At 40.0% G+C, this 2724-nt stretch carries 2 protein-coding genes; one reads left to right on the top strand and one right to left on the bottom strand.

The genetic code is table 11. The features are described from left to right. Positions 1-244: 244 nt before the first annotated feature. Complete coding sequence (locus tag HZA38_05390; protein MBI5414916.1) at positions 245-1462, top strand: hypothetical protein; 1218 nt, start codon at positions 245-247, stop codon at positions 1460-1462. A gap of 5 nt (positions 1463-1467) precedes the next feature. Here HZA38_05390 and HZA38_05385 read toward each other — a convergent pair whose 3' ends face one another. Then, entirely contained in the window at positions 1468-2586 is a 1119-nt protein-coding gene (locus HZA38_05385; protein MBI5414915.1) for an aminopeptidase P family protein, read from the bottom strand. Positions 2587-2724 lie beyond the last annotated feature (138 nt).

Raw genomic sequence — 2724 nt, 5'->3', positions numbered from 1 at the left:
TTTTCTCCTTGTATCACATCAAACCACTGCAGAATTCCTTCAGGAAGAAAAAGCTGAAGAAATTCTTGTTCTTGAATATTCATACCTCCAAAAAAAATCCTCCCCCATTCTACATCAGTCCAGCAAATTATTGCCTGATCCAAAACGTGCAGGTTGTGTTTTTTCGTGGAATATAGCAAAATTTGCTTGTGTTTATGAATATATTATGGTTTTAATATAGCATTATTTTTTTCTTAATTTTTATATGGCTCAACGCAACTGGATAAGAAGCTTTAATAATCATACAGTTCGACCAAGATATGGATATGAAAGTAGTACTGCCGATTTGAATAGAAATGGCAACGATGTTCAAACCAAGGGAGACCTGGTTATTCGTGGACTCAAAAACCCAAAGCAGGGTGTTACTGTTTCTGACGCCGACGGGAAACTTTTGGCAAAGATTGATTATCAACACGGGTCTCGAGCTGGGTTTGTAATCAATTCATGTTCACTCCCGAGTACAAAAGGGATAGTGTTCGGATCTTCAGATGAAGCTATTCGTTTTCTCGAAAGGAGAAGAGAAGACGAAAAAGAAGCTAAAAAACTAGATCCAGGAATAACAGATGGATTACGAGCACAAGTTGTGGAAATTGCTGTAGGTCGTAATGGAGATGGTGCTTCTGGAAATGACAGTATCAGCGGAATAATTGCTCAAAGCAAAGATGCTGCGGCTACTGCCTTGGATGCCGTCGATTCATCATCTCCAGACGAAGCGACAGGTGGTGGAAAACAAGATAAGGATAAGCCTGCTGAAGTTTCTCAAAAACCTCATGGTAAGGAAATCAAGACAGCAAATGGCCACACTCTCACTGTTATGCCATTAAAAAATAAAGGTGAATGGTGCGTGGTCTCTCCCGATGAAAAAACTCAATTCGTTTTGAAAAGAGTTCAAAATGAACGAGGAGATGAAAAGATTGCCATTTTCGGACCGAATGCGGATTCAGAAGAATTAGGAAGAGAAGATAATCCCGCTGCTGCACATGTCTTTTGCGGACGTCGGTATGATGGAACAATGCCCCAATTGGCTTTCTCAGAAAAAAAAGTGCGGGATTCCGAACAAGTAGGCGAAACAAAAAGAACTATTGATGTCCGTGGAAAAACATATGATGTGACTGCGGAAGAAGTACTCGATGCAAGTGGCGAAAAGAGATGGAGTGTGTCAACTTTGAAGAATACGAAAAATGGGCGCCATGCGGTAAAATATTTGATTATCACAGAAAGAGCACGTGGAAATTTTCAGATAACTCCATATGGTGATCATCCCAATAACTTGCTCAAACGACACTGCGATGACTTGGGAAATTTTGGACAAAATTTCGAAGGCGCAATAACTGCTGCAAGAGAAATTCTTGAACATTTTACCGAAGATACGTCGGATGGTATTCCTATCGGGAAGAGTAGTCGTGAACGATGGGGGTATTAAATGTTTCAGACTGACATTTCATACGGAAACCTCGACAGCACCACATTTCCCGTTTTCTTCACTACCATCAAATCCTCAATTCTTATCCCAAATTCTCCGGGAAAATAGAGTCCAGGCTCCGCTGTGACGACCATATTTTCTTGGAATTTGTCGAAGGATTTTGACGAAAGAGAAGGGGATTCGTGCACTTCAATCCCAACTCCATGACCAAAGGAATGACCAAAATATTTTGCGTCTTTTCCAAAAACTTCTCGTGCTTTCAGATCTGGAGAGGAACATTTCTTCCCCGGACGAATAAGCTTCATCCCTTCTTCCTGAGCTTTTTTTACAAGCTGAAAAGTTTTGAGCCATTTTTCCGTTTGTTTTCCAAAAAAGAATGATCGCGTCATGTCCGAGCAATATCTCTTGTACTTCACTCCGCAATCAAAAAGAATCGGCGAATTTTTCGTAAGTTTCGCATCGCCCGTTTCATGGTGCGGAGTTGCTGAATTTTTTCCAAACGCCACGATTGTCGGAAATGAGAGAGAATCTGCGCTGAGTTCTTCACGGGCGATTTTCTCAAAAATCCACGCGAGCTTTTTTTCCGTAATACCAATTTTGAGATATGACAATGTTTTTTCTAATGATGTGTCGGCAATCTTCGCGGCTTTTTGGATGAGCTGAATTTCTTCTTCAGATTTCTGCTGTCGAAGTTGTTCCACAACGTGCACAGTTTTATGGAGAGACAAGGCATGCCTTGTCTCTACGGTTCTAAATACTTTTTTCAATTTTGCAAGTTGTTCAACAGAAACATGAGATGCTTCATATCCAAGATGATGAATTCGATATTTTTTTGCGAGTTTTTGCCAAAAATCCTTTTCCTGATCGATTTCTTGGTAGAGACAAGGCATTGCCTTGTCTCTACGGTTTTTAAGAAGATTCTTCGCTCGTTCCGAATATCTCGAATCACTGATCAGAATAGTATTTTTTCGAGTTATGAGAAGTCGACCAAAAGATCCCCAAAATCCGGTGAGATAGCCAATATTTGTCAAGTTGGCTACAAGGAGAGCATCAAGTTTTTGTCTTGGTTGTAAGAAAAATTTTTTTTTCCGAAGATTTGAAATTCGTAATTCGTAATTCGTCATGGCTTTGTTGCACAAATAAATTGTACGGGAATAGGAGTATGTCTAAGATGAGGAGGAACAATAACCTCTTTCAAAATGAAAAAGAAATCCTCACTTAGACAGAGATATCGTATCGCAAATTGGAAAGAGTACAATAGG

The sequence above is a fragment of the Candidatus Peregrinibacteria bacterium genome, assembly GCA_016220175.1.
In the GTDB taxonomy this organism is placed as follows: domain Bacteria; phylum Patescibacteriota; class Gracilibacteria; order CAIRYL01; family CAIRYL01; genus JACRHZ01.
This window is presented reverse-complemented; position numbering and strand designations above follow the sequence as displayed.